The organism is Micromonospora sp. NPDC005194 (assembly GCF_040608335.1).
Classification (GTDB): Bacteria; Actinomycetota; Actinomycetes; order Mycobacteriales; family Micromonosporaceae; genus Micromonospora.
In genome coordinates this window covers 11,866-34,446 of record NZ_JBEXIA010000029.1, presented here as the reverse complement: position 1 = coordinate 34,446, position 22,581 = coordinate 11,866, and the positions used below count along the sequence as shown (strand labels likewise).

Annotated in this window: 19 protein-coding genes; 11 read left to right on the top strand and 8 right to left on the bottom strand. The window is 71.2% G+C overall.

Annotation, left to right across the window (positions count from 1 at the left end; genetic code table 11):
- Positions 1–31 precede the first annotated feature (31 nt).
- Genes ABZU53_RS22825 through gmd form a run of 3 tightly spaced genes read right to left on the bottom strand, consistent with a single transcriptional unit; the run spans position 32 to position 3,383 of the window.
- Complete coding sequence (locus ABZU53_RS22825) at positions 32–1,156, bottom strand: DegT/DnrJ/EryC1/StrS family aminotransferase (protein WP_354856743.1); 1,125 nt, start codon at positions 1,154–1,156, stop codon at positions 32–34.
- The gene (locus ABZU53_RS22820) at positions 1,153–2,373 is read right to left on the bottom strand and encodes a glycosyltransferase (RefSeq protein ID WP_355067312.1); all 1,221 of its coding nucleotides are present in this window, start codon (positions 2,371–2,373) and stop codon (positions 1,153–1,155) included. Before ABZU53_RS22820 ends, ABZU53_RS22825 begins: the two co-directional genes overlap by 4 nt.
- Complete coding sequence (gene gmd, locus ABZU53_RS22815; RefSeq protein ID WP_354856749.1) at positions 2,370–3,383, bottom strand: GDP-mannose 4,6-dehydratase; 1,014 nt, start codon at positions 3,381–3,383, stop codon at positions 2,370–2,372. Before gmd ends, ABZU53_RS22820 begins: the two co-directional genes overlap by 4 nt.
- 214 nt (positions 3,384–3,597) lie before the next feature.
- On the opposite strand from gmd, the gene ABZU53_RS22810 reads away from it, so the two are divergent.
- Together ABZU53_RS22810 and wecB are read left to right on the top strand one after the other, a co-directional pair.
- A complete protein-coding gene (locus ABZU53_RS22810) occupies positions 3,598–4,839 on the top strand; it encodes a glycosyltransferase (protein ID WP_355067310.1) in 1,242 nt (413 codons plus the stop codon).
- A gap of 55 nt (positions 4,840–4,894) precedes the next feature.
- On the top strand, positions 4,895–6,019 hold the full coding sequence (wecB, locus tag ABZU53_RS22805) for a UDP-N-acetylglucosamine 2-epimerase (non-hydrolyzing) (RefSeq protein ID WP_355067308.1): 1,125 nt from the start codon (positions 4,895–4,897) through the stop codon (positions 6,017–6,019).
- Here wecB and ABZU53_RS22800 read toward each other — a convergent pair.
- The gene (locus ABZU53_RS22800) at positions 5,948–6,661 is read right to left on the bottom strand and encodes an acetyltransferase (RefSeq protein ID WP_355067372.1); all 714 of its coding nucleotides are present in this window, start codon (positions 6,659–6,661) and stop codon (positions 5,948–5,950) included. The genes wecB and ABZU53_RS22800 overlap by 72 nt on opposite strands.
- A gap of 289 nt (positions 6,662–6,950) precedes the next feature.
- Here ABZU53_RS22800 and ABZU53_RS22795 point away from each other — a divergent pair, with 289 nt between their 5' ends.
- Complete coding sequence (locus ABZU53_RS22795; protein ID WP_355067306.1) at positions 6,951–8,066, top strand: glycosyltransferase; 1,116 nt, start codon at positions 6,951–6,953, stop codon at positions 8,064–8,066.
- Between the two features lie 129 nt (positions 8,067–8,195).
- Positions 8,196–8,714: an acyltransferase gene (locus ABZU53_RS22790; RefSeq protein ID WP_354856757.1), complete on the top strand. Its 519-nt coding sequence runs from the start codon at positions 8,196–8,198 to the stop codon at positions 8,712–8,714.
- A 27-nt stretch (positions 8,715–8,741) separates the two neighbouring features.
- Here the strand turns inward: ABZU53_RS22790 and ABZU53_RS22785 are convergent, their stop codons facing one another.
- The gene (locus ABZU53_RS22785; RefSeq protein WP_354856760.1) at positions 8,742–10,772 is read right to left on the bottom strand and encodes a hypothetical protein; all 2,031 of its coding nucleotides are present in this window, start codon (positions 10,770–10,772) and stop codon (positions 8,742–8,744) included.
- A gap of 168 nt (positions 10,773–10,940) precedes the next feature.
- Between ABZU53_RS22785 and ABZU53_RS22780 the strand changes: the two genes are divergently transcribed.
- The 4 genes from ABZU53_RS22780 to ABZU53_RS22765 are packed head-to-tail and all read left to right on the top strand — an operon-like array spanning position 10,941 to position 15,764.
- Entirely contained in the window at positions 10,941–11,906 is a 966-nt protein-coding gene (locus tag ABZU53_RS22780; RefSeq protein WP_354856763.1) for an NAD-dependent epimerase/dehydratase family protein, read from the top strand.
- Complete coding sequence (locus tag ABZU53_RS22775) at positions 11,903–13,330, top strand: oligosaccharide flippase family protein (RefSeq protein ID WP_354856765.1); 1,428 nt, start codon at positions 11,903–11,905, stop codon at positions 13,328–13,330. The genes ABZU53_RS22780 and ABZU53_RS22775 overlap by 4 nt, the downstream gene beginning before the upstream one ends.
- Complete coding sequence (locus ABZU53_RS22770) at positions 13,327–14,514, top strand: glycosyltransferase (RefSeq protein WP_354856767.1); 1,188 nt, start codon at positions 13,327–13,329, stop codon at positions 14,512–14,514. The genes ABZU53_RS22775 and ABZU53_RS22770 overlap by 4 nt, the downstream gene beginning before the upstream one ends.
- On the top strand, positions 14,511–15,764 hold the full coding sequence (locus ABZU53_RS22765; RefSeq protein WP_355067305.1) for a glycosyltransferase: 1,254 nt from the start codon (positions 14,511–14,513) through the stop codon (positions 15,762–15,764). Before ABZU53_RS22770 ends, ABZU53_RS22765 begins: the two co-directional genes overlap by 4 nt.
- 37 nt (positions 15,765–15,801) lie before the next feature.
- Here ABZU53_RS22765 and ABZU53_RS22760 read toward each other — a convergent pair whose 3' ends face one another.
- From ABZU53_RS22760 to ABZU53_RS22750, 3 genes are read right to left on the bottom strand one after another with little or no spacing between them, the layout of a single operon-like run.
- Positions 15,802–17,271 (bottom strand): O-antigen ligase family protein, encoded by a 1,470-nt coding sequence (locus tag ABZU53_RS22760; protein ID WP_354856771.1) that lies wholly within the window; start codon positions 17,269–17,271, stop codon positions 15,802–15,804.
- A gap of 58 nt (positions 17,272–17,329) precedes the next feature.
- Positions 17,330–18,322: an SDR family oxidoreductase gene (locus tag ABZU53_RS22755; protein WP_355067304.1), complete on the bottom strand. Its 993-nt coding sequence runs from the start codon at positions 18,320–18,322 to the stop codon at positions 17,330–17,332.
- Positions 18,319–19,362: a polysaccharide biosynthesis protein gene (locus tag ABZU53_RS22750; RefSeq protein WP_354856776.1), complete on the bottom strand. Its 1,044-nt coding sequence runs from the start codon at positions 19,360–19,362 to the stop codon at positions 18,319–18,321. Before ABZU53_RS22750 ends, ABZU53_RS22755 begins: the two co-directional genes overlap by 4 nt.
- 266 nt (positions 19,363–19,628) lie before the next feature.
- Between ABZU53_RS22750 and ABZU53_RS22745 the strand changes: the two genes are divergently transcribed.
- The 3 genes from ABZU53_RS22745 to ABZU53_RS22735 are packed head-to-tail and all read left to right on the top strand — an operon-like array spanning position 19,629 to position 22,539.
- Positions 19,629–20,369 carry a sugar transferase gene (locus ABZU53_RS22745; protein WP_355067302.1) on the top strand — a complete coding sequence of 247 codons (741 nt, stop codon included), beginning with the start codon at positions 19,629–19,631 and terminating at the stop codon, positions 20,367–20,369.
- Positions 20,366–21,292 (top strand): NAD(P)-dependent oxidoreductase, encoded by a 927-nt coding sequence (locus tag ABZU53_RS22740; protein WP_355067300.1) that lies wholly within the window; start codon positions 20,366–20,368, stop codon positions 21,290–21,292. The genes ABZU53_RS22745 and ABZU53_RS22740 overlap by 4 nt, the downstream gene beginning before the upstream one ends.
- Positions 21,293–21,297: 5 nt before the next feature.
- The gene (locus ABZU53_RS22735) at positions 21,298–22,539 is read left to right on the top strand and encodes a glycosyltransferase family 4 protein (RefSeq protein ID WP_355067298.1); all 1,242 of its coding nucleotides are present in this window, start codon (positions 21,298–21,300) and stop codon (positions 22,537–22,539) included.
- The last annotated feature ends 42 nt before the right edge of the window (positions 22,540–22,581 follow it).

Genomic DNA, 22,581 nt, shown 5'->3' with positions numbered 1-22,581 from the left:
GCGCGGGTCGGGTGACGGGTCGGGTGGCGGGTCAGGCGATGGTGGCCAGGGCGGCGCGGACGCGCTCCACCACGGCCTTGACCGCCGGTTCGGCCAGATCGGCGTACGTGGGCAGGTTGATGCCGCGCCGACTCAGGTCCTCGGTCACCGGACAGTCCGCGCCCGGATCACGATGCGCGGGTAGGTCCGGGATCGGCACGAAGAACGGGCGGGTCTCCACGCCGAGCCGGGCGAGCGCCCGGGCCAGCGCGTCCCGGGACGTCGCGTCCCCCTCGGCCCCCACGAGGAAGGCCGCCATCCAGGGCGCCCGGCGAACTCCGGCGGCCACCGGCTGCGCCGACAGCGCCGGCTCGTCGGCCAACTGCTCCTCGTAGCCGGCGATCACCCGGTCCCGGAGGGCGATGATCTCGTCGGCCCGCTCCAGTTGGGCGCAGAGCACCGCGGCGCACAGGTTCGTCATCCGGTAGTTGTAGCCCAGCACCGGGAAGTAGTACCGCCGGTGCGGATCCATGCCCTGGTTACGCAGCAGGCGCATCCGGTCGGCCAGGGCCGCGTCGGAGGTGGTAACGCAGCCGCCCTCGCCGGAGGTGAGCACCTTGTTGCCGAAGAACGAGAACGTTGTGACGTCGGCGAGCGATCCGGTGGGCCGCCCGTCGAGGGTGGCGCCGAACGACTCGGCCGCGTCGGCGACCAGGAGCAGACCGTGCCGGTCGCAGAGCTGGCGCAGCGCGGTGTAGTCGGCCGGGTGCCCGTACAGGTCGACGGCGATGACCGCCCGGGTATGCGGGCCGATCGCGGCGCGTACCCCGGCGGGGTCGACACACCAGCTCTCCGGTAGGACGTCCACACAGATGGCGCGCGCGCCGCAGTACGCGACGGCGTTGGCCGTCGCCACGTAGGTCAGCGCGGGCACGATCACCTCGTCCCCCGGCCCGATGCCGGCCGCCGCGAGGACCAGGTGCAGCGCGACAGTGCCGTTGCTGGTCGTCACGGCGGTGTCGGCGGCGCAGCGACGGGCGAAACGCTCCTCGAAGTCACGCAGGTACGGGCCCTGTGAGGAGATCCACCCGCTCCGCAGCGCGTCGAGGACGTACCGCTCCTCCAACGTGGAGAGGCTCGGTCGGGCCACCGGATAGGTGTCCTCCGCGATGCTCATGTTCCAACCTCTCCGCTGTCGACGGCGTCGTTCGCGGCCTCAGCGACGAACGGGGACCGTGGCACCGGACCCGATCCGCCCCGCGCGGCCCAGCTCAGGACGTCCAGGTAGTCGCGCCCGGTGGCCGCCCAGGTACGCCCGGCCAGCCGGTCGTTCGCCCGCCGCGAGGCGGCGGCGTAACGTTCCCGCTCGTCAAGCAGGTGCCGCACCGCCTCGGCCAGGGACAGCGGATCCCGCGCCCGGAAGACCGCCGCCTCGGCGCGATTGAACTCCAGCTGGTCGAGCAGCGGCTCGACGTCGGCGCAGGCGACCGGGAGACCCCAGGTGAACGCCTCCAGCAGCGCGCCGCTGGCCGCCTCCCAGAGCGAGGGTACGACCACCGCGTCCGCTCGGGCGTAGATGGCGTTCAGCTCGTCCAGGCTGACGTAGCCGGGGAAGGACACCCGGCCGCGCAGGTCGGGTTGCGCGGCGCGGGCGAGCAACCGGCTCGCCTCGGGCTCGACCAGCGGCCCCGGACAGATCAGGCGGCACTCCGGCAGCAGCGCCATCGCCTCCAGCAGGGTCGCGTGGTTCTTGTGCTCCGCGGTGGACGACGGATAGACCAGCAGCCCCGGTTCGGGCCGCGCGTGCGCCTGCTTCGGTGCGGGTTGGAACGCCGGGGTGGGGATGAGCACGGTCCGCTCCGCGGCCTCCGGGAAGAGGCGCAGGGTCTCCCGGTACGGATGGGGCCAGGTCACCACGATCGCCGCCGCGTGGGCCACATTCTCCCGGATCACCGCCGCGAAGCCGGGGGCGTGGAACTCGGCCCCCAGGTGGCGCAGGTCGTGCAGGACGACGACCGATCTGGTCGACCCGATCGGCGCACAGTGGAACGGGAACAGGGTGACGTCGACGTCGGTGTGCCGCATGACGGACCGTTGCCGGATGGCGTTGACGGCCGTGCGGACCGTACGGGAGTTGCGCACGGCCCGCGGCGTCCACCGGCGCAGCAGTTGGCCGGTGGGGTTGTCGGAACGGAGCGGCTGCGCCACCTCGGTCCAGCCGATCCGCGCGTCGGGCACCTGGTCCCGCCACTCGGCCAGCGTGCCCCGCAGGATGTTCACCCGCAGGTCGCAGGAGTCGTCGGCGGCCATACCGGTCAGCAGGCCGTAGGTGAAGGCTTCGAGCCCCGCGGCGTGACCGGGGCGGATGGGTGCGGCGTCGACCGCGACCCTCACCGGTCCACCCGGATCAGTCGGCCCATCCGCTCGTCCTCGAGGAGCTGCCGGTCGGCGTCGACCATGACCCGGACCAGGTCGCTGAAGAGCGTCTTCGGGGCCCAGCCCAGCTTGCGTCGGGCCTTCGAGTAGTCGCCGATGAGGGCGTCGACCTCCGCCGGGCGGAAGTAGGCGGGGTCCAGCTCTACGTACCGCTGCCAGTCCAACCCGACCCGGTCGAACGCGGCCTCGACGAACTCGCGCACTGTGTGGCCCTCGCCGGTGGCGACCACGTAGTCGTCCGGGGTGTCCTGCTGGAGGGCGAGCCACATCGCCTCGACGTACTCCGGTGCGTAGCCCCAGTCCCGAACGGCGTCCAGGTTGCCCAGGTAGAGCTTGTCCTGGATGCCGGCCTCGATCCGCGCCACCGCACGAGTGATCTTGCGGGTCACGAAGTTCTCGCCCCGGCGTGGGCTCTCGTGGTTGAACAGGATGCCGTTGGCGCAGAACATGTTCCAGGACTCGCGGTAGTTCACCGCCGACCAGTAGGCGTACGCCTTCGCGCACGCGTACGGGCTGCGCGGGTGGAACGGGGTTTCCTCGCGTTGCGGCGGCGGGCTCGAGCCGAACATCTCCGACGAGGACGCCTGATAGAACCGGCAACCGACGTCGGCGGAGCGGGCCGCCTCCATCATGCGCAGCGCCCCGAGCCCGGTGACGTCCGCCGTGTACCCGGGGATGTCGAAGGAGACCCGGACGTGGCTCTGCGCGCCCAGGTTGTAGATCTCGTGGGGGCGGATGTCGCGGATCAGCGCGGTCAGCGAGGCGGGATCGGAGAGGTCGCTGTAGTGGAGGAAGAGTCGGGCGTCACCGCTGCGCGGATGGACGTCCACGTGGTCGATCCGCTCTGTGTTGAAAGAGGACGACCGCCGTTTGATGCCGTGCACCGTGTATCCCTTGTCGAGCAGGAACTCCGACAGGTAACTGCCGTCCTGACCGGTGATGCCGGATATGAGTGCCGTTCGTGACATGAAGTCCCTCTCCTGCTGGGCCGGTTTTCCCCGCCGAATCCTTATATCGCTCTCGGAGTCGGCACTCCTGCGGTTTCATGTAACTGGCGGAATTTATTCTTCGCGGCCCCTGCGCAGCCCAGTCGCGGCAGCTCAGTTCGGAGGAGGGCTCAGTCACGGATCGAGCATCCGATCGTTAGGCGAATCGATCCTGTGGCACGAGCGAGGAGCGAGGATGGCCGGCGATCCCACCCCCGCGGCGGACACCCGAGAAAGGCCGGCGACTGTCGACGAGAGCAAATTCCACGTCCTGGTGACCGCCGGCTATTTCGCTCCCGGTTGGCGGGCTGGAGGGCCGGTCCGGTCCATTTCCGAGGTGCTCGCCCTGGCCAGTGACGACATTGAGACGTCAATGCTGACCCGTGACCGCGACCTCGGTTGCCGCGACCCCTATCCGGGGCTCTCCGGTCGCTGGGCCCGGGTCGGCCGGACGAACGTCTTCTATCTCGGCGTACGTCGGCCGGGGCACTGGCGGTCGCTCTGGCGCTCGCTCCGCGTCGGCCGGTACGACCTGCTGTACGTCAACAGCGTCTGGTCGACCTTCTCCATCCTGCCGATGGCCGCGGCCCGGCTCGGTCTGCTGCGGGTGGGCCGCATCCTGGTCGCCCCCCGGGGTGAGTTCGGCGCGGCCGCGCTCCAGGTGCACCGACTCCGTAAGCGGATCTTCCTGACCGCCTGGCGGCGGATGCTGCTCGACCCTCGGGTGCTGTGGCACGCCACCACGCCGGTCGAGGCCAACGACATCCAGCGGGTGCTGCCCCGGGCGCGGATCGGTGTCGTCGCGGTCAGCCGGGGCCCCGAGCCGGACGAGTCGCCGGTCGCGACACCCGCGACCCACCACGCGCGGCTGGTCTTCATCGGGCGGATCTCGCCCATGAAGAACCTCGACCTGGTGCTGGCCTCGCTCGCCTTCGTGCCGGTGCCGGTGCGGCTGGACATCTACGGCCCGGTGGAGGACCAGGCGTACTGGCGACGCTGCCGGGAGCACCTGGCCGAGCTGCCCGAGTCGGTCACCGTCAGTTATCGGGGTGAGCTGCCACCCGAGCAGGTCCGCGCGACCTTCTTCCGCTACGACGCGTTCGTCATGCCGACCCGGGGGGAGAACTACGGCAACGCCATCGCAGAGAGCCTCTCCGCGTGCTGCCCGGTGCTCTGCTCCGACCGGACACCCTGGACGGCGGTGCTGCGCGACGGCGGCGGGCTGGTCCTCACCGAGCTGACCGCGGCGGCGTTGGGTGCCCTCGTCACCCAGGTGGCGACCGCCACCCCCGAGCAGCGGCACGCGGCCCGGGTCGAGGCGGGAGAGGCCTACCGCCGTTGGCGGGCGAGCCGGGCGCCGATCAGCGTCCTCGACCAGGCGTGGCGGGTGATCCGCGACCCTGCGTACCGGGTGCCGCCGCAGGGGCGGACCCCGTGAGCCGTACCCGGCCCTGCCTTCCACGACCCGCACATCTGCCACCAGGAGGCGTCAAGTGACCCGCGTGATGACCGTCGTCGGAACCAGGCCGGAGATCATCCGACTGGCCCGGGTGATCGACGCGCTCGATCGGACCGTGGACCACACGTTGGTGCACACGGGACAGAACTGGGACCCGTCCCTCTCCGACGTCTTCTTCAGCGAGCTGGGGGTCCGAGCGCCGAATCTCTTCCTGCGCGCCGACACCCAATCGCTCGGCAGCCTCCTCGGCGCCGTCCTGGTCGGCACCGAGAAGGCGATCGCCGAGCTGCGCCCGGACGCGTTGCTGGTGCTCGGTGACACCAACAGCGCGATCTCGGCGCTGATGGCCCGGCGGATGAACGTGCCGGTGTACCACATGGAGGCCGGCAACCGCTGCTTCGACCTGAACGTGCCGGAGGAGACCAACCGGTGCATGGTCGACCACATCGCCGACTTCAACCTGGTCTACTCGGAACACGCTCGACGCAACCTGCTCGCCGAGGGGCTGCATCCGCGCCGCATCCTGCACACCGGCTCACCCATGCGCGAGGTGCTCGACCACTACCGACGGCAGATCGAGCGGTCCACCGTGCTGGCCCAACTCGAACTCGAACCGGGCGGCTACTTCGTCGTCAGCGCCCACCGGCAGGAGAACGTCGACCACCCGGACCGGCTCCGTCGGCTGCTGGAGTGCCTGCGGGTGGTCCGCGACGAGTGGCGGCTGCCGCTGCTGGTCTCCACGCATCCGCGTACCCGCAAACGGCTTGAGGCGCTGGCGGGCGACGGCCTGCACCTCGACGGCGTGGCCTTCCACGAGCCGTTCGGCTTCTTCGACTACGTGACCCTGCAACGGCATGCCCGATGCACCCTCTCCGACAGCGGCACGGTCAGCGAGGAGGCCGCGATTCTCGGGTTCCCGGCGGTGACCCTGCGCGAGTCCATCGAGCGTCCGGAGGCAATGGACAGCGGGGCGATCGTGATGACCGGCCTGGAGCCCGACGGGGTCGTCGAGGCCATCCGGGTGGTGGTGGCGCAGGTGGCCGAGGGTTCGGTCGCCTGTCCGCTCGACTACCAGGTCCCCGACACGTCACGCCGGGTGGTCGACTTCATCCTGTCGACGGTGCGCCGCCATCACGACTGGGCGGGCATCCGCCGCTGAGCCGGCCGCCGGCCGGGCCGGCACACCCGTCACCACGACACCCGGGGGGACATCGCGCGTCACGCAGGCGCCGGCGCCCACTGTGGCGTCCCGGCCGACGGTCAGCTTCGGCAGGATCGCGGCGGTGGTGCCCACCAGGACGCCGTCCCCCAGCCGGCAGTACCCGGAGACCGCGGCGAGCGGATTGACCGAGACGTAGTCGCCGAGCACACTGTCGTGCCCAACCGTGCAGTTCTGGTTGAGGTGCACATGCCGCCCCAGCAGCACGTTCGTGGTCACCCGGGCGCCACCGGCGACGAACAACCCCTGCTGGTGGACGCAGTCGGGGCCGATCTCGGCGGCCGGATGCACCACTGTGGCCGCCGGCAGGCCGTACCGGGCGATGGTCTGGTCGGTCTCGCGACGCAACCTCGGATGCCCGACACCGAGCACCACGTGGGTGCTGGCGGGTTGGGCGGCCAGCCACCGGGTCGGGCCGAGGAAGGCGACGCCGAGGCGGTGTACCGCCTCGACATTGGACTCGGTGGGGTAGTCGTCGACGAAGCCCAGCATCCGCCACGGCGGTGCATCCTTCGCAATGGTGTTCAACAGCCGAATTACCCCATATGCCTCACGGCCCATGCCGCCCGCGCCTACGATCACTACGTCGGTCGTCAACCGCGGCTCCCTCGGCTACGGAGAACGCTGGCCGCTCTCCGTCATCTGAACCGGTTACCGGTGCCGATGGTGACGGGCGAGTGCCGGCGCTCCCGTCAATCCTCGCGTGTGCCAGGCACTGGCGTGCCCGCGCCGACGCCGGGACAGCAGTCTGGAAGGTGAGCCGAAGGTGAATGAGTTGGCAGGAACGCGTCTCCCCGACCGAGCCGAGACACCACAGAGGACGGCGCGATCCACGACCGCGCCCGGGTACCGGGTGCTCGCCACCGCTCGCGTGTTCGAGCCAGGCTTTCGCGGCGGCGGGCCGATCCGCTCCCTGCGGTTCATCCTCGACACCCTGCCGGACGACCTCGACGTCACACTGGTCACCGGGGACCGGGACCTCTGCTCGTCCGCACCCTACCCGGGCCTGTCCGGTCGACTGGTGCGGCGCGACGACCGCTGCGCCGTCTTCTACCTCGGCCCGTTCGCGCTGCGGCATTGGGTCCGACTCGCGCGGCACGTCCGGTCCCGCCCGGTCGATCTGATCTACGTCAACAGCCTCTGGTCGCTCTTCTCGGTGCTGCCGATCCTGGCGGTGGCGCTGCGACTGGTACGCGTCCGCGCCATCATGCTGGCCCCGCGCGGCGAGCTCTCGCCCGGCGCGCTCGCCATCAAGTCGCGCAAGAAGCGACTCTTCCTGGCGGTCTGGGCCCCGCTGCTGCGTCGGCTCGACGTGCGCTGGCAGGCGTGCAGCTGGCTGGAGGAGAAGCAGATCCGCGCCGCCATGCCCTGGGCGCAGATCATGGTCAATGGCAACGAGTGCCCCATCCCGGAGCTGCCGGCGCCCCGGGCCGTCGCCCACGACGGGCCGCTGCGGTTGGTGTTCGTCGGCAGGATCTCCCCGATGAAGAACCTCACCAGGGCGTTGGAGGCGGTCGCCGGCGCCACGCACCCGCTGGAGTTCGACATCTACGGTCCGCGGGAGGACGAGCAGTACTGGGCGGGCTGCCGGCGCCTCATCGACGCGATGCCCGACCACGTCCGGGTCCGCTACCTCGGGGAACTCGAGGCGGACGAGGTGATGGCGACCTTCAGCCGATACGACGCCTTCCTCTTCCCCACGCTGGGCGAGAACTACGGGCACGTCATCCTGGAGAGCCTGGCGTCCGGCTGCCCGGTGGTCTGCTCCGACGCGACGCCGTTCAGCGAGTTGATCGCCGACGGCGGGGGAGCGGTGGTCCGGCCGGCAACCGCGGCCGCGCTGAGCGAGACCCTCGACCGGCTGGCCGACCGCTCGGCCGGGGAGCGCGCCGAGGCGAAGGAGACCGCGGGCCGGCGGTACCAGCTCTGGCGACAGCAGCTCCGGGAACTCAACGTGCTGGACCACGCCCGGCGATTCTGCGCCTGACCCGGCTCGCCGTCACTCGGGCTGGAGCTACCTCGTTGCAATGGTGGGGCCCGCGTGGGTGGGTCCGTCGTCTGCCACCCCGGTAGGCCCGATGAGCGAGGACAGCACGTGCCCAGTCGCGTTCGTACGATGGTCCGACGAGTCCGGGACCACCTGGCCGCCACCCGTGACCCCGAGGCGTTCGCGCGGTCCCTGGGGGTGAAGCTGACCGGACGGGTCAGGTTCTACGGCGTCAGCCGGGCGATGTTCGGCTCGGAGCCGTGGCTGATCACCATCGGGAACAACGTCTACATCACCTCCGAGGTGCAGTTCGTCACGCACGACGGCGGCACCCTGATCCTGCGCAAGGACCATCCCGACCTGGACTGGACCGCCCCGATCACGATCGGCGACGACGTCTACATCGGGATGCGGTCGATGATCCTGGCCGGCGTCACCATCGGAAACCGGTGCGTCATCGGGGCGGGCTCGATCGTCACGCGCGACATCCCGGACAACACGGTGGCGGCCGGTGTCCCGGCGCGACCGCTGCGGACCACCGACGAGTACCTCGAACGGTTGCAGGCCAAGTCGCTCGGCATCGGGCACCTTCCCGTCCCGGAGAAGCACGAGGCGATGAAGAGGATCTACGGGGTCACCACCGTCTGACCCCGCCCGCCGGCCGCGACCGACAGCTCAGGCCCGCCGGTACGCGACCCGTGGTGGCGGCAGTTGGTGGACGCCGGCGATGGTGATCGCCCCCAACGCGCCGGTCGTCCCGGTCACCTCGTAACCGAACCGGTCCCCGGTCATCGCCGCCGAACTGGTGCCGAGGTTGAGGGTGGTGGTGGCGGCGCCGGCGCTGCTGGCCCGCAACGTGGGCGGGGTGACACCGCTCGTCTGCCACACGTGCCCGTACCAGTGCCAGCCCGCCGGCAGCACCACGGGGACACTCAACACCGACTCCTTGACGCCGACGGATGTCACGGCGACGCTGCCGAAGTCGGCGATCGGGCCGAGGACGGCGGGACGTCCGGTCGCCGGATCGTGCGCGTACACGCCGTGCCGCATGGTCCCGGTTCCCGTCGCGGTGACCTCGACGCACACCCGGTCGACCGGGGTGGGCTCCGCCAGGTACATCGGGTGCAGCAGCAGCGACTGGTAGCTGCCGGTGTAGGTGACGGGCTCGGTCGGGCCGGCGAGGACGAGGAAGTAGCTACCGCGCGGGCCGGTCACCCCGGGGAGCGGCCCCACCGACGCCGGGTCGGGTTCCGCGCGCCACATCCCGTACCCGGTGGGGACCGGCATGCTGTACGAGATCCCGCCGACGGCGACCCGGTCCGGCACGGTGAGGTTCGTCGGGCCGGCCGGGACCAGCAGCCGGTGGAACAGCTGCGGAGCCGGCATCTGGGCTTGGGCGACCGCCTCGACCCGTTCGATCATCACGAAGTCGTCTGTGGAGTCCGACACGACGATCTCGGTGGCCGCCGAGGGCGGCGCCAGGTAGCGCCGGTAGGCGGTACCGGTCACGGATTCGCCGGCCTCCATGGTGCGACCCCACACCAACTGCGGATAGTTCTTCTTCAGGCTGGAGGTGATGAACCAGCCCTTGGCCGTGGTGTAGCGGGCCCGGATCTCGGGCACGCCGTCGGCGACCGGCAGCAACCCGACGGCGATGCCCCACTGCTGGACCTGGCCGCTGTTCACCACCCACTGGGTCATGCTGCTCGCCGGAATCAGCCGGTTCGTCAGGGTCGCCGGGGTGAAGTCGGTGAGAGCCGCGAGCGTGTCGATGTTCGCCCACACCGACCAGTTCAGGCCGCCGGCCGTGCCGACGTTCGGCATGAACTGCCGGCGGCTACCGCCGGCCACCGGGGTCAACGGACCGCACTGGGTCACTCCGGCGTTCAGGGTGAACCGCTCCAGCGCGGCCACCGTCTGTCCGATCAGCAGGCCGCCCTGCGACCAGCGGTAGACGTTCGAGATGCGGCACAGGGACGGGATCCGCGACATGATCGTCGCGATGGGTGTGCCGATGTTCGCCCTGGCTGTGTCGATCATCCCCCGGTAGGACGGGATCAGGTAGGACTCCCGGATCGTCAGCTCCTGCCCGGTGGACCGGCCGTCCGGCACCGGTCGTCCGTCCAGCTCGACAGCCACCGTGTGGGAGTGGGTGGCCGGGCGGATCTGCACGTCGGGCGTCAGACCCGTGATCGGCACGGTGGCCGTGTGGGTCGCCCCCGACAGGTGGGTGAGCGGCGCGGCCGGCTTGACCCGGGCGCCCTGCGCGATGCCGTCGACGATCGTGTACGGGTTGCCGAAGAGCAGGCTGTTCGCGTTGGTGATGGCCAGCAGGGTGAAGGTGCGTGTTCCGTCGGTCCACTGCGAGCCCACGTCGACTGTCGTCTTGCCGTGGTTGGTGACGACGATCTGGTTGCCGACGTTGTAGCCGTGGTTGCCGCCGACGTACGACCAGCCGGTGTTGATCGGGCAGTTGTCGTCGGCGGTGTCATGGATCTTCGTCCCGACGGCGGACATCACCGGCCACACCTGGGCGTCGGTAGCGGTCGAGGGCACCAGGGTGACCTGGGGGAGACCGGCGTGCCACATGCCGACCATCGCCTCGGCGTACGCCAGGTTGGCGGGCATGACCAGGTCACGGGTGCTGTCGAAGCGCGACCGGACGGACATCAGGGCATTGGACCGGTAGACGATCAGCTCGGGCATGTCGGCACCTCCACCGCGAACACGCTGACGACGAACCTCACTGTGCGCCTTCGGAGCGGAGTTGCCCCTTTTCGGTCAGCACCCGGACAGAGTGAATTTTTCGCCGTCGCCGTCACGCCGGCGGTGTTCAGTCGATGAACAGGTGTTCTGGCGTAAACGGGGGTTTTTATGCGCATTTTAATCACCGGCGGAGCCGGTTTCATCGGGTCCAACCTGGCCCGCGCCGCGATGGTCGAGCCCACCATCCGTGGAGTCACCGTTCTCGACGATTTCTCGGTCGGGCTACGGACCAACCTCGACGGGCTGGACGTCGAGCTGATCGAGGGCTCAATCCTGGACCCGGCCGCCCTGGACGCCGCGATGGCAGGCTGCGAGGCGGTGGTCCACCTGGCCGCGCTGCCCAGTGTCCCCCGCTCGCTGAGCGACCCGTTGGCCTCCCACCACGCGAACGCGACCGGCACCCTGATGGTGGTGGAGGCGGCCCGGCGACACCGGGTCGGGCACGTCCTCGTCGCGTCGTCCTCGTCGGTGTACGGCATGAACCCGGCGCTGCCCAAGACCGAGCTGACCTGGACCCGCCCGATGAGCCCGTACGCGGCCAGCAAGCTCGCCACCGAGGCGTACGCCCTGGCCCACCAGGCGTCGTTCGGGCTGCCGACGTTGGCCTTCCGCTTCTTCAACGTGTTCGGCCCGGGGCAGCGCCACGACCACGCGTACGCGGCCGTGATCCCCCGTTTCGTGCACGCCGCGCTGCGCGAGGAACCCGCCGTGGTGCACGGCGACGGGACGCAGTCGCGCGACTTCACCTACGTCGGCACGGTCTGCGACGTCATCGTCGACGCGCTCCGCCGCCGGGTGCACCACCCGCACCCGGTCAACCTCGCCTTCGGCGCCCGGGCCAGCCTGTTGCGGGTCCTCGACGAGCTTGAGTGGTTGTGCGGCAGGCCGATCGCCCGCGAGTACGCGCCGCCGCGAACCGGCGACGTGGCGCACTCCCTGGCCGACAACGCCACGCTGCGGCAGCTGTTCCCGGACGTCGCACCGGTCGCCCGTTCGGAGGGCCTGCGCGCGACCGTCGAGTGGATGGCCGGTCGGTTGGACGCCGAGCGTGCCGTAGCCGCCGCACCTCGGTGACCCGGGCAGCGAGTCGGGCCGTACCGGAGCCGGTGGTCGCGGCGGCGGCGGTCGCGACTGCCGCGCCACCGGCTGGCACCACTGCCGCGCCCGGCGCGCCGACCTCGGCGGCGTCGAAGGATCGGGACCGCACGGTCACCGTGGGCATCGCCGCCGCGATGGTGGCGAAGGGTATCGGCCTGGCCGCCCCCCTGGTCATCACCCCGGCCTGCTTCCGGTTTCTCGGCGACCAGCGGTACGGCCTGTGGATGGCGGTCACCGCCCTCACCGGGATGGCGTGGTTCGCCGATCTGGGGCTGGGCAACGGGCTGCTCACCCGGCTCAGTCACCTGGCCGACGACCCCCGGCAACAGGCCCGGGAGGTCTCCAGCGCGTTCGCCACCCTCGGCGTGGTCGCGGTGGCGCTGCTGGTGGGTCTCGTGCTGGTGGTCCCCGCGGTGCCCTGGGCCGGGCTGTTCAACGTCAGTGACCCGGGTGTCGCCGCGGAGGCGTCCGCCCTGGTCCTGCTCTGCTTCGGCGCCTTCGTGGTCAACATTCCGCTCTCACTGATCCAGCGGATCCAGTACGCCCGCGGCCAGGTGGTACAGAGCAACATCTGGCAGTCGGCCGGGGCGCTGGCGGCCATGGTGGCCGTGCTCGGCACCATCGCCGCCGGGTGGGAACCACTGGCGGTGATCGCCTGCGCGGTGCTGGCCGTGCCGGTGACCAACCTGCTCAACTGCGTGACCTACTTCTGGTTCCAGGATCGCGGGCCGCGGCCCGGCCCGAAACTCGTGCACCGGGCCACCGCCGTCGGTCTGCTCCGGCTGGGTCTGCGGTTCTTCGCACTCACCACGATGTCGGCGATCGCGCTGAACGTGGACAGCCCGCTGGTCGCTAACGTCCTCGGGCCCACCACGGCGGCGCACTACGCGGTGGTGGGAAAGCTGTTCGGCGCCCTGTCGATCTTCGTGGGGCTGGTCGGCATGACGGTCTGGCCGGTCAACGGCGCGGCTCTGGCCCGGGGCGAGGTGGCCTGGGTGCGTCGCAACACGCAACGCATGGTGCTGCTCTACGGCGTGATCGTGGGGACGATCGGGGTCGTGCTGGTCGGCTACGGACACCGGCTGATCGACCTCTGGGTGGGCGGCATCGATCGCGCCGAAATCCCGGTCAGCGTCCTGATCGGGCTGGCGAGCTGGTCCCTTTTGATCGCGGTCACCTCCCCGCTGATCCTGGTGCAGAACAGCATCGGGCTGCTCCGGCCACAGTTCGTCGGCTGGGCCACGTTCCTGCTGCTGGCCACCGCTCTCAAGGTCTGGGCACTGCGGGAGTTCGGGCTCGCCGGTCTGCCGGTGGCGGCCTGCCTCGCCTACGTGCTCACCATGTGGCCGGCCGCGCTGGTGGGGTACCGCCGGGCGCTGCGCAGGGGAGAGCCGACGTGACCGGGGAGTGCCGGGTGCTGCGGGTCGTCGGTGAGCTGAACTTCGGCGGCACCGAGATGCGGACCGCCGAACTGCTGCCCCGGCTCTCCGCCGCCGGCGTCCAGGTGCACCTGGTGACGCTCAGCGACCGGATCGGTCCCGGCCCGCTGGCCGGCGTGGTCGGCCGGCACGGCGGCTCGGTCACCCCGATCCCGCTCGACCTCCGCTTCGTCGCCCGCTTCCTGGGCCTGCTGCGGCGGCTGCGACCGGACGTGGTGCACGTCGACTGCGCCAACTTCTCCGGGGTGCTGCTCGCGCTCGCCGCCCTGTGCGGTGTGCGTGGCCGCGTCGCCCACTTCCGGGGGGACGACAACCAGCACCGCAACCTGCGCCGACGCGTCTACCGCTGGATCTGTGGACGGTTGCTGCGGATCTCCGCCACCGACATCCTCGGCGTCTCGCCCAGCTCGCTCACCTTCGCCTACGATCCGCGCTGGCGCGACGACCCCCGCTGTCAGGTGGTCCTCAACGGACTCGACCTGGACCGGCTCCGCCTACCCAGCCCGGACGACCTACGCGAGTTGATCGGCGCGCGCCCGGCCGAGTTGGTCTGCGTCAGCGTCGGCCGGGCCTCGCCGGAGAAGCGGCGCTCGCTCCTGCCGCCGATCCTCGCCGAGCTGCGGGCCCGGGGAGTGGAGGCGCACGCCGTCCTCGTCGGGCCGGGCGACGACGCCGACGACGAGCGCGTCCGGGTGGCCGCGGCCGCCGCCGGTCTCGCCGACCGGGTGCACCTGCTGGGCCCGCGTGACGACGTGGGCGGGCTGTTGAGCCAGGCCGACGTGGTGATCCACCCGTCCTGCCTGGAAGGGCTGCCCGGGGGCGTGCTGGAGCCCGTCGCGTTGGGCGTCGGGACGGTGGCCGCCGACCTGCCGGGGGTGCGTTTCATCGACGAGCACCTGCCCGGCGTGACCATCGTCGACACCGATGCCGCGCCGCGGCGGTGGGCGAGCGCGGTGTGCGCGGCGGCGGCGTACACCGAGCAGACCTCGGCCTCGGCGGCGGCGGACCGGTTCGCGCGCAGCGTCTTCGCCATCGACACGGCGGCCGCCACCCACCTGACGATCTACCGACGGTGGGCGTCGGCCCGCCCGCACCGCCCGGTGCGACCCCGACCGCCAGCCTTCTCGACACGAGGAGAGAGATGAACGACCAGACGACCGTGATCGGCCGGCAACCACTGCTGGATGCGGGATCGACCGGGCGGGCGGGCCGGTCGCGTCCCCTGCTGGTGGGCGCGTACGCCTTCCCACACGGGGACGCCACCTCGAACCGACTGTTGCAACTCGCCCGGTCCGCCGCGCCCGACGGCACGCAGACGCTTGTCGTCAACGACTGGCCCTGCGAGGTGGCTGTCCCGGCCGGGCAGTCCGGCGTGGCCGGCATCGACCTGGTCACCCTGCGGATCCGGGGTCGGCACCACCTCACCCGCGCGTCGGCCCGGCTGGCCCGACCGCTGCGGGTGCTGCGGGCGGTCCGCCGGGCCGGCGTGGGGCGCGGCGAGGTGAGCGTCGTGCTGTTGCCGATGGCCCTGCTGACCCTCGGCAACTGGGCGACCCTGCGCCTCGTGCTGCGCTGCCCGGTGGTGGTGGACGCCAGCGAGCGCCACGACCGACACCAGTTCCGCCGCGGCTGGCTCACCCCGTACTTCGTCCGGCACCGCTGGTCGACGTTCCTGGCGACCCGGCTCGTCGACCGGGCCACGGCGGTCTCCACCACGCTGGCCGACTACCTGACGGGCCACGGCCTGGACGTGCTGGTGGTGCCGCCGCAGGTGGACTGCGATGAGTTCCGGGCGCCGCAACCACCAGCGATCAGCGACGGCCTGCGCCTGCTCTACGCCGGCACTCCCGGGCGCAAGGACATGCTCGACGTGATCCTGCGGGGGGTCAGCCGGCTCGCCCCGGAGCACCAGCGTCGGGTCAGCCTCACCATCGCCGGGGTCAGCGCCGCGGACGCCGCCGCCCACTCGGACCTGGACGTCGGGGTGCTGGACGCGGTCTCGGCCGACGTGCGGTTCCTCGGTCGCGTCCCGCGCGAGACCGTGCTGACCCTGCTGTCGGAGTCGCACTTCTCGATGCTGGTCCGCCCCTCCGGCGGTTACGCCGCCAGCGGATTTCCGTCCAAGGTGCCGGAGAGTCTCGCCGCCGGATGCCCGGTGCTGCTCAACCACACCAGTGACCTGGCCGCCTACGTGCACGACGGGGTCGAGGGGTTGGTGCTCGACGGCAACGGCCCGGACGATGTCCGGTCGGCGATCGAGCGGGCGCTGCGGCTGCGGGACGAGGAGTGGACGGCGATGAGCGCGGCGGCCCGGTCGCGGGCCCGCGAGTCGTTCGACTACCGGGCCTGGCGGGACCGGGTGAGCGCCTTCGTGACGGCGGGCCGGGACAACTGAGCCGACGCCCCTCGGCTCGACCGCCCTTGGGAAACAGCTAGCGCAGCACGGCGGTGGGTCGGCGCGGCGCCTCGTCGTCGAACACGCCGGCCCGCCGCTGGCGTGCCTCCGCGTGGGGCAGGCCGGCGCGGACGGCGGCGTCCCGGTCGACGGGGTTCCGCTTCTTCGGCAGGTGCAGCAGCGCGGCGGCGACCACGGTCCAGAACACGTACGGGTAGGTCTGGCCGGTGCCGAACATCGCCGACTCGGTGACCTGGATCAGCAGGCCGGTGACGACGAGCCAGACCAGACCCGCGTCGGCCCGGCGTACCGGCGCCCGCAGGACTACCCGCCCGGCGGCCAGCAGCAGCAGTAGCAGCGGCGGCACGGCGGCAAGCCCCAACTCCAGCAGCAACTGGAGGTAGCTGTTGTGCACCACGCTGACGCCGACGGCGCCGAAGAACTCGTCGGCGCTGGCGAGCTCGAACAGGTGGTTCCGCGACGCGTACCCGAAGCCCAGCGTGGGGCGGTTCTGCCACCACAGGTCGATCGTCGCCTGCCACATCTGGGTCCGCCCGTTGGACAGGTCGCCGCCGGTCGGGTCGGTGAAACGCAGCGCGAACTGGCGCATCCAGGGTGCGGCGAAGATGGTGGGCAGCAGGTTCAGCAGCTGTGCCATCAGCAGCAGGGCGGTCACCCCCGCGGCCAGCCGGACCATCCGGCCGAACCCGTAGCGCAGCACCAGCCAGAGCGCGCCGACGAGCACGGCGATCAGCGCGGTACGCGACTGGGACAGCAGGAGGCTGGCGGCGGCCGGCATCATGCCGAGCAGTGCGACGTGCCGCCGGGACTGCCGGTAGACCGCCCAGCCCAACGGGATCGTCAGGGCGCAGACGATGCCGAGCATGTTCGGGTTGTTGAAGAGGCCCTGGAACCGGGTGACGCTGGAGGTCGCCGCGACGAGCGTGCCGTCGGCGAAGCCGATGCCGAGACTGACCACGATGGACGCCGTGAGGACCAGGTAGACCACGTGCAGGTCAGCCATCATGACCGTCCGGTCTGGCCACCGCCGCCGGATGAGGACGTGCACCAGGGCGGCCAGCAGCAGCAGCGCGACACCCCGCTGGAGGGTCTCCATCGGAACCACCGACCAGGCGAAGCTCACCGTGGCGAGGCCGGCCATCGCCCAGAGCGCCGCGACGAACACGCGGGTCCAGACATCGGTGCGGGCCGGCGTCCGGCCCGGTAGGCAGAGCCCCCAGAGGACCAGGCCGGCGACCGCCGCGTACCGGGGATAGAAGCTGGCCTCGACCAGCGCCGGCATATTGGACGAGGCGCAAACCAGGAGGCCCATGGTCAGGGCCAGCATCCACCGCCAGCCGTCCACCCGCCGGGTGAAGGCGAGCAGCAGCACCAGCGCCACCAACCCGGTCGCGACCAACGGGACGGTGATGGCCGCGATGGTGGTGACCACCACGAGACACGCCGCGCCGACGAGCAGGCCCAGTTGGCCTATCCGGTTTCCCACGTGATGTCCTTCGAAGTCCGGCCGCTGGCGATGCCGGCGGTCGTCGGGTGGACAGCCCTCAGCGAGGCGCGTCCTGTAGGCCCGGTTGGGCCGGTTCGACAGCCCAGCGGGCCCTGGCGGCGTGCATCGCCCGGATCATGTCCGGCCAGTTCGGTGGCCGATAGCCGGTGGCCTGGGCGAGAGCGTCCGCGTTCATCGACCGGTCGCAGGTGAACTGGTCGTCCGGCACGATGTCACCGGGCCACCCGTACACCTCGGCGATCAGGCGGAGCAGGTCGTACTTGGAGATCGGCTCGGCGGCCACGTGGTAGAGCCCGGTCAGCTCCGTGCGGGGCAGGATCACCGTCCGGAGCAGGCAGGCGAACTCGACTGTCGTCACGCCGCTGTAGATGGCCCGGGTGAAGCCGCGTACCTGCCCCCGCTGGGAGAGGAACCAGTCCACAAGCGAGCGGTTCGTGACCAGCTCGTGTCCGATGATCGATGTGCGGAGGGTGAGCGCGGAACCGCCACGCGCCTCACCCAGCAGCTTGGACCGCCCGTAGAGGTCGGGTGGGTCCGGCAGGTCGTCCTCGACGTAGCCGCCCCGCCGGCCGGAGAAGACGCAGTCGGTGCTGACGTGGATCAGGCGGCTGCCGAGTTGCCCGCAGGCGTCGGCGAGCAGGTGCGGGAAGAGCGCGTTGAGCGTAACCGTCTGCACCGCGTCCTGCACGTCCGGGCGTTGCTTGATCACACCCACGCAGTTGACCACGACGTCCGGCCGCAGGTCCTCGATAAGCTGCCGGAGCTGGCCGAACCGGGTCGCGTCGACGGCCGGGGTGATCCGGTCGAGCAGGCGCCGGGGGTACCACCCCGCGCGGTCCTCGATGCTCCGGGCGACGCCGTGGACGTCGAGGTCCGGAGCATCGCTGAGCTCGCGGATGACCGCGTGGCCGAGCATGCCGGTGACGCCGACGACGAGGACCCGTCGCGTCGGGCGCGGCTCCTCCTCGCCGGGACCGCTGCGTCGGCGGGGGACCAGCTCCGGTCGCCGGCCACCGGTACCGGTGCTCATGCCGTTACGACCGCCGCCGCCGCGGCCTCCACCTGCGCCCGCACCTCGGGCAGCGTCAGCAGCAGCGCCTCGATCTCCGGTACGGACAGCCGCCGGGCGTTGTGCGAGTGGAAGTCGGCCAGGTTGCCGCTCTCGACGTCGCCCTCCTCGAAGTAGAGGGAGTAGTTGAGGTCGCGGCTGTCCACCGGCACCCGGAGGAACTCGCCGAGATCCTCGACGTGGGCGAGCTCCTCGCGGCTGGCCAGGGTCTCGTACAGCTTCTCCCCGTGCCGGATGCCGAGCACGTTGAACTTCGCCGGGACCCGGAACAGGTTGCACAGCGCGGTGGCCAGATCGCCGATGGTGCAGGCGTCGGCCTTGCGGATAAAGACGTCACCCGGCTGGCCGTACCGGAAGGCGTGCTCCACCAGGTCGACCGACTGCGGCAGGGACATCAGGAACCGGGTCATCGACGGCTCGGTGACCGTCGGCAGCCCGCCCCGCAGGATCTGGTCGATGAACAGCGGGATCACCGATCCGCGCGAGTACATGACGTTGCCGTAGCGCACGCAGCAGACCCGGGTGCGGGCGTGGGGATTGTTGCGGGAGTGCGCCTGCGCGACCTTCTCCATGAGGGCCTTGGTCATGCCCATCGCGTTGACCGGATAGACGGCCTTGTCGGTGCTCAGCAGCACCAGCGCCTCGACGCCGACCCGCTCGCAGGCGTCCACCACGTTCGCGCTGCCGAGCACATTGGTGCGCACGGCCTCCATCGGGAAGAACTCGCAGGAGGGAACCTGCTTGAGAGCCGCGGCGTGAAAGACGAACTCCATTCCCCGCGCGGCCTTGAGTACACTGTCGTAGTCCCGGACGTCGCCGACGTAGTAGCGGACCCGGTCGTCACCGAGGCGGTGCCGCATCGCGTCCTGTTTCGACTCGTCACGGCTGAATACGCGCACCTCGGCGGCCCCGGCGTCGAGCAGTCGGGAGACCATCGTCTGGCCGAAGGATCCGGTGCCACCGGTGATCAGGAATCGCCGGTCCGAAAGCGAGGAAACCACATCTTCTCCTGCCTGTTTCCCGGGGTGCCGTCCTCGGGAATCGGATTCTCGTCGAACGCGACCCTACGCGTGCACAAGAGACGCTGTGACCTCTTCAGCTAAGAGGAACTAGAGTCGCGTTCGATGCTCACAGTGGCCCTTCGACAATTACACGAACAGTGACCGGCGCTGCCGAAGTAGCCGTTCGGCCCACCATTGTCGACGCCCCTGAGTCGTTAGCGCCAAAGACGGAGTTGGTGCTTGGAAAAGGTGGTATGCGTACTCCTATGCCAAAAGTTGCTCTCCACGCGGCGAATCAGCGCGCCGGTGCTTCCGGCCTGGCGACCGGTCGGGAAACCCCTCGGAACGGCACGACGAGTCGGCGGCCCTACGATCGCTGGAAGCGGCTGCTCGACGTCCTCGGCGCTCTTCTCGTCCTGCTGCTCGGCGCTCCCGTGCTGGCGCTGGTGGCCCTGGTCGTGCTGGTGGCGCACGGGCGGCCGGTGCTGTTCCGGCACACCCGCCCCGGGCTGCACGGCAAGCTGTTCGAGGTGGTCAAGTTCCGGACGATGCGCCACCCCGACCCGGACCGGGGGCTGGTGAGCGACGCGGACCGCCTGACCCGGGTGGGCCGCTGGCTGCGGGCCAGCAGCCTCGACGAGTTGCCGGAGTTCTGGAACGTGCTGCGGGGCGAGATGAGCGTGGTCGGTCCCCGCCCGCACCTCGTCCGCTACCTCAGCCTCTACAACTCCGAACAGGCCCGTCGGCACGACGTGCGACCGGGCATCACCGGGCTGGCCCAGGTACGCGGCCGTAACGCGCTGGACTGGGGCGCGAAGTTCGCCTACGACGTCGAGTACGTCGACCGCCGGTCCTTCCTGCTGGACCTGCGGATCGTCCTGGCCACCGTCTGGGTGGTGCTCAGCCGCCAGGGAATCTCCGCGCCGGGGGCCGCCACCTGGCACGAGTTCACCGGCAACCCGCCCGCGCGGGCGACCGCCGACCACGACTCCGCCCACCGGCGATGAACCGGGTCCTGCTGTTGGGCGCCGGTGGATTCCTCGGCCGGCACATCCGGACGGCGCTGGCCGCCCACACCACCGTCCGGTCGATCACCCGGGCGGAGTGTGACCTGGTCCGGATCGAGCTGCGCGACCTGACCGCGCTGGTCGCCCGGGAGCGACCGGACACGGTGGTGACGGCGGCCGGACGGATCGTCGGCTCCGGGTACGACTTCGTGCAGGCGCACGTCGTCGCGACCGCGAAACTGATCGAGGCGGTGGCCGCCGCCGCCCCCGGTGCCCGCCTGATCCGCCTCGGCTCGGCCGCCGAGTACGGGACCGTGCCGCACGGCCTCGCCGTCACCGAGGAGTACCCGGGCACACCCGTCAGCGAGTACGGGCTCAGCCACCTGGCCGCCACCCGGTTGGCGGAGCTGGCGGGCGGGGCCGGCCGACTCGACACGATGGTGTTGCGGATCTTCAACCCGGTCGGCCCGGGAATGCCGCCGGGCAACGTGCTCACTCGGGTGACCGCGATGGTGAGGTCGGCGGTCGCCACCGGAACGGAGGAGATCGCCGTGGGCCTGCACGACACGTACCGGGACTTCGTCGACGTGCGGGACGTCGCCACGGCGGTCCTCGCCGCCGCGCACTGCCGGCCGGGGCCCGCGCGGGTCTTCAACGTGGGCAGCGGAAAGGCGGTGGCGACGCGCGACGTCGTCCAACTGCTGGCCGAGGTGTCCGGCTTCTCCGGTGACATCCGCGACGGCAGCTTCGCGCCGGATGCCAGCCGCTCGGCCGCCGTGCCCTGGATGTGCGCCGACATCGAACGCGCGAACCGGGTGCTCGGGTGGGCGCCCGCGTACGACCTCGGTGAGTCGCTGACCACGCTGTGGCAGGCAGACGGGGAGCAGTCCACCCGCCCCGTCGCCGGCTCAGCGGCGAGGTGAGGCCGATGCGGATCGGCCTGCTCACCCAGTGGTTCGACCCGGAGCCGGGCGCCGCCGCCCTCCCCGGAATGCTCGCCCGCGCCCTCGCCCATCGGGGGCACGAGGTCCAGGTCCTCACCGGCTTCCCCAACTACCCCACCGGCGAGTTGGCGCCCGGCTACCGGGTGACCCGCCGCCTCGACGAGGTGGACGGGCCGACCCGGATCCGCCGGGTGGCCCTCTATCCCAGCCACGACCGTTCCGCCCTGCGACGGATGGCCAACTACGGCTCGTTCGCCGCCTCCGCGCTGGTCTCCGGTACGTCGGCGCTGCGCGGCCTGGACGCCCTCTGGGTCGGGAACTCACCGATCAGCGTGGCGGTGCCCATGTGGTTCACCCGGTATGTGCAGCGGGTGCCGGTGCTGCTGCACGTGCTGGACCTGTGGCCCGACAGCGCGGTGGCCAGCGGCTTCCTCGGCACCGACCGGGTGTCACGGATGATCGAGCGGGGAATGGCCGGCTGGTGCGGTGGGATGTACCGCAGCGCCGGCCGGATCGCGTACGTCGCGCCCGGCGCCGCCGACCTGCTCGCCAGCCGGGGCGTACCCCGGGAGAAGCTCGTCCACATTCCAGTGTGGGCAGACGAGACACCGCGTACCGGCGTCGCGGACCTGCGCGCCGAACTCGGGCTCCGCGACGACCAGGTGGTGCTGGTGTACGCCGGCACGCTGGGCGAGGCGCAGGGGCTCGACCCACTCATCGACGCCTGCGCCCGGCTCCGCGACCCGCGGCTGGTCTGCCTGATCGCCGGCTCCGGAACCACCGAGGAGCGGCTACGACGCCGGGCCGAGGAAGCGAACGTGACACACGTGCGGTTCCTCGGGCGGGTGCCCCGGGAACGGATGCCCGCGCTGATGGCCACCGGTGACGCGCACTACGTGAGCCTGCGGCCCGGCGGCATGTCGGCGTACACGATGCCGAGCAAGGTGCAGGCCACCCTCGCCGCCGGGCGGGCCCTGCTGGTCGCCGCGGAAGGGGACGCCGCCGCCGTCGCGCGGGACAGCGGCGCGGGTATCACCGCTCGACCGGGTGACCCCGACTCGATCGCCGATGCCCTGCGGGAACTCTGCGACCTGGGCCGGGAGAAGCTCGAGTTGCTCGGTCAGGCCGGTCGGGCGCACTACGACCGGGTCTTCTCCATCGCCGCCGGCGCCGAGCGGGTCGAGCGGGCGCTGGGCGAGGCGATGGAGAGTCACCGGCGGCGCTGACCCCGGTGCAGCAGTCTCCGACCAGGCCGAGGCGCACATTGT

What these genes read in the sequence shown, in the direction of transcription:
- ABZU53_RS22825 (WP_354856743.1), bottom strand. Translation starts at nt 1,156, where the DNA reads ATGAGCATCGCGGAGGACACCTATCCGGTGGCCCGACCGAGCCTCTCC.
- gmd (WP_354856749.1), bottom strand. Translation starts at nt 3,383, where the DNA reads ATGTCACGAACGGCACTCATATCCGGCATCACCGGTCAGGACGGCAGT.
- ABZU53_RS22810 (WP_355067310.1), top strand. Translation starts at nt 3,598, where the DNA reads ATGGCCGGCGATCCCACCCCCGCGGCGGACACCCGAGAAAGGCCGGCG.
- ABZU53_RS22790 (WP_354856757.1), top strand. Translation starts at nt 8,196, where the DNA reads ATGGTCCGACGAGTCCGGGACCACCTGGCCGCCACCCGTGACCCCGAG.
- ABZU53_RS22785 (WP_354856760.1), bottom strand. Translation starts at nt 10,772, where the DNA reads ATGCCCGAGCTGATCGTCTACCGGTCCAATGCCCTGATGTCCGTCCGG.
- ABZU53_RS22780 (WP_354856763.1), top strand. Translation starts at nt 10,941, where the DNA reads ATGCGCATTTTAATCACCGGCGGAGCCGGTTTCATCGGGTCCAACCTG.
- ABZU53_RS22765 (WP_355067305.1), top strand. Translation starts at nt 14,511, where the DNA reads ATGAACGACCAGACGACCGTGATCGGCCGGCAACCACTGCTGGATGCG.
- ABZU53_RS22755 (WP_355067304.1), bottom strand. Translation starts at nt 18,322, where the DNA reads ATGAGCACCGGTACCGGTGGCCGGCGACCGGAGCTGGTCCCCCGCCGA.
- ABZU53_RS22745 (WP_355067302.1), top strand. Translation starts at nt 19,629, where the DNA reads ATGCCAAAAGTTGCTCTCCACGCGGCGAATCAGCGCGCCGGTGCTTCC.
- ABZU53_RS22740 (WP_355067300.1), top strand. Translation starts at nt 20,366, where the DNA reads ATGAACCGGGTCCTGCTGTTGGGCGCCGGTGGATTCCTCGGCCGGCAC.
- ABZU53_RS22735 (WP_355067298.1), top strand. Translation starts at nt 21,298, where the DNA reads ATGCGGATCGGCCTGCTCACCCAGTGGTTCGACCCGGAGCCGGGCGCC.